We start from the raw sequence: 5,252 nt of genomic DNA on the forward strand, positions 1-5,252 counted from the left end.
GCCAGGTGCGGTGGACGCTGAGCCCGCTGCTGCACGGCGCGCTGCTGGCGCTGGCGCTCTGCGGCGTCGCGGTCGCGGTGTTCAGGCCGGCGGCGGTGCCCCGCCTCGGTGACCTCCTGTGGGCCGAACACGGCACGGCCACCCTGGACCTGGTCGGCGGCCAGGTCGAGCTGCTGAACTCCCTGGCCGCCACCGGCAAGCCGCTGGTCGTCGTCGTGATGAGCTCCAAGCCGCAGGTCCTCCCCGCCTCGGCCGTCGACGCCGCCGCACTCGTCCAGGCGTTCAGCCCCGGCATGCGCGGCGGCCGGGCCGTCGCGGAGCTGCTGCTCGGCCTGATCGAGCCCAGCGGCCGGCTGCCGATCTCCGTTCCCCGGCACATCGGCCAGCAGCCGTCGTACTACAACCAGATCCGTGGCCAGCACGGAGACCGCTACGCCGACCTGACGCAGGACCCGCTGTTCGCGTTCGGCGAGGGGCTCGGCTACACCCGGGTCGACTACACCGACCTGCGCGTCCACACCCCCGAACTCGGCGTCGCGGACACCGTGCGCGCGACCGTCACCCTCACCAACGTCGGCCACCGGCCCACCCGGGAGACCGTCCAGGTCTACCTCCGCGACCTGGTCACCTCGGCCACCTGGGCCGACAAGGAGCTCACACTCCACCGCCAGGTCGACCTGCGCCCCGGCCAGTCCCTCGACGTGGACCTGGAGCTGCCGGCCGCCGCCTGCACCATCGTCGCCGCCGACGGGCGGCGCGTCGTGGAGCCCGGCGCCTTCGACCTGCTGGTCGGCTCGTCCTCACGCGACCGGGACCTGCTGGCGGGCCGCTTCACGATCCGGGAGCGGCCGGTGCCCGTGGGGTGACGACGTGGCGAGGGGCCGGGGCGGCCATCCGGGTGAGCCCGGCGTGCCGACGTCGCCTGGAGCGCGGACGCTGGAAGCGGGCACCTCCCGCGCCCGCCCCACGTGCCCCTCGCACCACCACGGAGAACCCCTGATGCGCGCAACCCTCATGTACGGCGCCGGCGACGTCCGGGTCGAGAACGTCCCCGACTCGGCCGTCGAACAGCCCACCGACGCGCTGGTCCGGATCACCGCGTCGTGCGTCTGCGGCAGCGACCTGTGGCCGTACGGCTCGATGTCGCCCGCCGACGGCCCGGTCCGCATGGGACACGAGTTCATCGGTGTCGTCGAGGACACCGGCTCGGAGGTGACCACCGTCAAACGGGGGGACCTGGTCGTCGCCCCGTTCGCGATCTCCGACAACACCTGCGCGTTCTGCCGCGAGGGCCTGCACACCTCCTGCGCCAACCCGCAGGCCGGCTTCTGGGACACCCTGCCGGAGGAGGGCGGCCAGGCCGAGGCGGTCCGGGTCCCGCTCGCCGACGGCACCCTCGTCAGGCTCCCCGTCGCGGCGGACTCGGCCCTGATCCCGTCCCTGCTGACGCTCTCGGACGTGTTCGGCACCGGCTACCACGCCGCCGTGGCGGGCGGCGTCGACGAGCGCACCCGCGTCACCGTGATCGGCGACGGCGCGGTCGGCCTGCTGGCGGTGCTGTCGGCCAGACGCCTCGGCGCCGAGCAGATCGTCCTCATGGGCCGCCACCGGGCGCGCACCGACCTCGGCCGGGAGTTCGGCGCCACGGACGTCGTCCCCGCTCGAGGGGAGGAGGGCGTCGAGGCGGTCCGCGAGCTGACCGGCGGGGAGGGCACGCACGTCGTCCTGGAGGCGGTCGGCACCATGCCCGCCTACCGGCAGGCACTCGGGATCGTCCGTTCCGGCGGCGTGATCAGCCGGGTCGGCGTCCCGCAGTACGAGGAGGCGCCGGTCGGCTTCGGCAGCCTCTTCGGTCGGAACCTCCGGCTGGCCGGCGGGCCGGCACCCGTCCGGGCCTACATCGACGCGCTGATGCCCGACATCCTCGACGGGACCCTCGAACCGGGGAAGGTCTTCGACGCCACCACCACCCTCGACGGCATCCCGGGCGGCTACCGGGACATGGCCGACCGCAAGGCCCTCAAGGTCCTCGTCCGGCCCTGACCCCACCGCCCGCACCGGGCGGAACCTTCGCTCGCCGGGTCCGGCCGCCCGCCACCACCGTCGGCCCGTGCGCTGGCAGGCGTGGCGGGCCGACACCGCGGCGACAGCTACCGCGGGTGCGGCGACGTGACGTTCCGACCGCCCGCCGCGGCCCTGGTCTCCGCCAGAGTGGGGATCCGGCCCGTGCCGCCCCGGCCGGTGACCGAGAGCGACGCGGCGCCGATGCCCAGGCGGACGGCCGTCGGCAGCGGGTCGCCGAGCGCCAGCCGGGCGGCCGTCGTGCCGGTCAGGACGTCGCCCGCGCCGGTGGCGTCGACGGCGTCGGCGACCACCGGCACCGGCAGGGTGAGCGGCCCGCCCGGGTCGGTGACGACGACGTGCTCGGCCCCCGAGGTCACCGCGGCGGCGCCCGCGCCGAGGGCGAGGACGGCCTCGGCCGCGGCGATCGGGTCGTCCGTGCCGAGCAGCGCCAGCGCGTCCGACGGGCAGGACGGGGTGACGAGCGCGCAGTGCGGCGCCACCTCGGCGAGCACCGCCCTGGCCCGCTCCTGACTGGTCAGCCGCGCACGGTAGTTGGGGTCGTAGACCACGGCCGCACCGCCCTCGGCGGCGATCCGGGCGGCGGCCAGCACGGCCCGCCGGCTGCTGTCCGACAGCGCGCTGCCGACGCCGGTGGCGACCAGCGCCCGCGCGCCGGCCAGGGTCGCCCGCTCGCGCTCGACGTCCGCGACGTCGAGGCGGGACGCGACGCTCCCGGTGCGCCAGTAGGTGAACTCCCGCTCGCCGGTGAGGTCGCCTTGCAGCAGGTACGCGCCGTTGCCGCCCGGGACGCGCCGGATCAGCGAGGTGTCGACGCCGAGCGCGCGGACGCGGGCGACGAGGGCGTCACCGAGTCCGTCGTCGGCCACCGCGGTCAGGACGGCGGCGCGGGCGCCCGCGGCGGCGGCCGCCGCCGCGGCGTTCAGCACGTCGCCGGAGAAGCCGAGCCGGATCCGCGCCTGGTCGGCCAGCGGGTCCTCGCAGGAGAACTCGACGAGGATCTCGCCGATCAGCACCACGTCGACGCCGGTCATCGCCCGCCTCCGAACAGCCGGGCGAGCGCGGCCGGTTCCTCGGGGAGGCCGGAGCCCACCCCGACGGCGAGCGCGCCCGCGTCGAGGTAGGCCGGCGCCTGCTCGATCGAGACGCCGCCGGTGGGGATCAGGGCGGCGTCCGGCAGCACGGCCCGCAGCGAGGCGAGGAACCGTGGGCCGCCGACGTGCGCCGGGAAGACCTTCGCCGGGCCGCGGCCGGCGGCGTCGGCGATCTCGGCGGGGGTGAAGCCCCCCTCGACGAACGTGACCCCGTGCCGGGCCGCCACCGTCCGCACCGCCGGCGCCGGGTAGGGGGAGACGAGGAAGTCGGCGCCGGCCCCGATCGCCGTCGACGCCTGCTCGGCGGTGGTCACGGTGCCGACGCCGAGGAGCGCGTCGCCGTGCCGCTCCCGGCAGTCGGCGAGGGCACGCCGCCAGTCGGGGGTGGAGGTGGTCAGTTCGACGACCCGGCAGCCCGCGTCCGCCAGGGCGCGGACGGCGGCCACCGCCGCGGCCACGTCGGGCGAGCGCAGCACCGGCAGGAGGCGCTGGGCGCGCAGTGCGGCGATGAGGGGGGTGGTGTCGGCCATGTCTGCTCCGTCCTGTGGTTCGGGCTGATGCCCCGCCGTGCCGCTCACCAGTCGTGGACGGTGCCGTCCGCCAGCCGGTTGACCGGCAGGTAGGCGGCCTCGTACGGGTGGGCGGCGGCCAGCGCGTCGTCCAACTCGACGCCGATCCCCGGCTCCTCGCCGGGGTGCAGGTGCCCGTCGGTGAAGGTGTAGGCGTGCCGGAACACCTCGTCGGTCGCGGCGGTGTGGCCCGAGTACTCCTGGATACCGAAGTTGTGGATCGCCAGGTCCAGATGGATCGCGGCGGCCATGCCGACCGGCGAGATGTCCTCGGGGCCGTGGACGGCGCTCCTGATCTGGTACTGGGCCGCGTAGTCGAACAGCTTGCGGAGCGGCGTGACGCCGCCGAAGTGGGTCACCGCGGAGCGCACGTAGTCGATGAGCTGCTCGTTCACCAACGTCTGGTAGTCGAAGACGGTGTTGAAGACCTCGCCGATCGCCAGCGGTGTCCTGGTGTGCTGGCGCACCAGCCGCAGCCCCTCCTGGTTCTCGGCCGGGGTGCAGTCCTCCAGCCAGAACAGGTCGTAGGGTTCGAGGGCCGCGCCGAGGCGGGCCGCCTGGATGGGGGTGAGCCGGTGGTGCGCGTCGTGCAGCAGCGGCAGTTCGGGCCCGAACTCGTTGCGGACCGCCTCCAGGACGCCGGGTATGTGACGCAGGTAGGCGGCGGTGTCCCAGTCCTCCACCACCGGGCGCGGATGCCGGTCGGCGCCCTCGGCGGGCGCGGCGCCGTGGCGGACGCCGTAGACGTTGGTCAGCCCCGGCACGCCGGTCTGCACCCGGATCGCCTGGTAGCCCTCGGCCTGCCGGGCGCGGATGGAGTCGAACAGCTCGGGGATGTCGCGGCCGCTGGCGTGTCCGTAGGCGCGCACCCGGTCGCGGCTGGCGCCGCCGAGCAGCTGGTAGAGCGGCAGCCCGGCGGCCTTGGCCTTGATGTCCCACAGGGCGACGTCCACGGCGGCGATCGCGGCCATGGTCACCGGGCCGCGCCGCCAGTACGCCCCTCGGTAGAGGTACTGCCAGGTGTCCTCGATCCGGTGCGGGTCGCGGCCGATCAGCAGCGGCACCACGTGGTCCACCAGGTAGCTGCTGACGGCGAGTTCGCGGCCGTTGAGGGTGGCGTCGCCGAGGCCGGTGAGGCCCTCGTCGGTGGTGATCCGCAGCGTGACGAAGTTGCGGCCCGGGCTGGTGACGACGACCTGCGCGTCGACGATCTTCATGAGGTGGTGGTCTTCCAGGGGTGTGGGGTTGGTGGTCAGCCCTTGGTGGCGCCGGCGGTGAGCCCGGCCACGAGGTGCTTCTGTCCGATGACGGCGGCGACGACGACCGGGATCGTCATCAGGGTGGCGGCGGCCATCAGGCCGCCCCAGTCGGTGCTGGCGTAGGAGATGAAGTTGAACAGGGTCACCGGCACCGTCATGGTGTCCTCGTCGGCGAAGATCAGGGCGAACATGAAGTTGTTCCAGCTGAAGACGAACGCGAGGAGTGAGGCGGTGGCGGTGCCGGGGGC

General features: G+C 74.7%; 5 protein-coding genes and 1 pseudogene. 2 read left to right on the forward strand and 4 right to left on the reverse strand.

The features are described from left to right. Together E1283_RS31300 and E1283_RS31305 are read left to right on the forward strand one after the other, a co-directional pair. A partial coding sequence (locus E1283_RS31300; protein WP_207930603.1) for a glycoside hydrolase family 3 C-terminal domain-containing protein occupies nt 1–866 on the forward strand: 866 nt, incomplete at its 5' end. A 133-nt stretch (nt 867–999) separates the two neighbouring features. Beyond that, nucleotides 1,000–2,043: a zinc-binding dehydrogenase gene (locus E1283_RS31305; protein ID WP_132821548.1), complete on the forward strand. Its 1,044-nt coding sequence runs from the start codon at nt 1,000–1,002 to the stop codon at nt 2,041–2,043. A gap of 107 nt (nt 2,044–2,150) precedes the next feature. On the opposite strand, the gene E1283_RS31310 is transcribed toward E1283_RS31305, so the two are convergent. From E1283_RS31310 to E1283_RS31325, 4 genes and pseudogenes are all read right to left on the reverse strand, one after another. Further along, the gene (locus E1283_RS31310) at nt 2,151–3,116 is read right to left on the reverse strand and encodes a sugar kinase (protein WP_132821549.1); all 966 of its coding nucleotides are present in this window, start codon (nt 3,114–3,116) and stop codon (nt 2,151–2,153) included. Next, nucleotides 3,113–3,706, reverse strand: coding sequence for a bifunctional 4-hydroxy-2-oxoglutarate aldolase/2-dehydro-3-deoxy-phosphogluconate aldolase (locus tag E1283_RS31315; RefSeq protein ID WP_165956313.1), 594 nt, complete (start codon nt 3,704–3,706; stop codon nt 3,113–3,115). Before E1283_RS31315 ends, E1283_RS31310 begins: the two co-directional genes overlap by 4 nt. Nucleotides 3,707–3,750: 44 nt before the next feature. Next, nucleotides 3,751–4,962 (reverse strand): D-mannonate dehydratase ManD, encoded by a 1,212-nt coding sequence (manD, locus tag E1283_RS31320; protein ID WP_132821550.1) that lies wholly within the window; start codon nt 4,960–4,962, stop codon nt 3,751–3,753. A gap of 35 nt (nt 4,963–4,997) precedes the next feature. Continuing rightward, nucleotides 4,998–5,252: pseudogene (locus tag E1283_RS31325) on the reverse strand (carbohydrate ABC transporter permease); the annotation flags it as partial.

Origin of the sequence: Streptomyces hainanensis (genome assembly GCF_004348415.1) — a bacterium.
GTDB classification, from domain to species: domain Bacteria; phylum Actinomycetota; class Actinomycetes; order Streptomycetales; family Streptomycetaceae; genus Streptomyces; species Streptomyces hainanensis.

Coding starts and splice junctions, on each gene's coding strand:
- E1283_RS31305 (WP_132821548.1), top strand. CDS start 1,000: ATGCGCGCAACCCTCATGTACGGCGCCGGCGACGTCCGGGTCGAGAAC.
- E1283_RS31310 (WP_132821549.1), bottom strand. CDS start 3,116: ATGACCGGCGTCGACGTGGTGCTGATCGGCGAGATCCTCGTCGAGTTC.
- E1283_RS31315 (WP_165956313.1), bottom strand. CDS start 3,706: ATGGCCGACACCACCCCCCTCATCGCCGCACTGCGCGCCCAGCGCCTC.
- manD (WP_132821550.1), bottom strand. CDS start 4,962: ATGAAGATCGTCGACGCGCAGGTCGTCGTCACCAGCCCGGGCCGCAAC.